Origin of the sequence: Desulfobulbus alkaliphilus, assembly GCF_016918545.1 — a bacterium.
GTDB lineage: Bacteria > Desulfobacterota > Desulfobulbia > Desulfobulbales > Desulfobulbaceae > Desulfobulbus > Desulfobulbus alkaliphilus.
Genome location: NZ_JAFFQC010000431.1, coordinates 1 through 387 on the forward strand (window position 1 = coordinate 1; position 387 = coordinate 387).

2 pseudogenes are annotated in these 387 nt (G+C 54.3%); both read right to left on the minus strand.

The window, feature by feature from the left end:
* Window positions 1-127: pseudogene (locus JWG43_RS20530) on the minus strand (amino acid ABC transporter ATP-binding protein); the annotation flags it as partial.
* Between the two features lie 13 nt (window positions 128-140).
* Window positions 141-387 (minus strand): annotated as a pseudogene (locus JWG43_RS19270) (amino acid ABC transporter permease); the annotation flags it as partial.

Below are 387 nucleotides of genomic sequence, written 5' to 3' on the forward strand. Positions count from 1 at the left end.
AGCCAGACGGCCCGCAGATGACGATCTTCTCCCCCCTGCCCACCTGCAGATTGATGTTGCGCAGCACATGAAACTCACCGTACCACTTGTTGACATCCTTGAGTTCTACCACAGCGTCCGTTTTCATCTCGAAACTACTCCTAATGCTTGTGACCGGTGTTGAGTTTGCGCTCCAGATAGATGGAGTAGCGGGACATGCCAAAACAGAACATCCAGAAGATCATGGCGATGAACACATAGGCCTCGGTGGAGAATCCCAGCCAGGCCGGATCCGCCAGCGCCACCTTGGAGATGGCCAGCAGATCGAACAGCCCTATGATCAGCACCAGGCTGGTGTCCTTGAACAGGGAGATAAAGGTGTTCACCAGGGAGGGAATGGTGATCTTG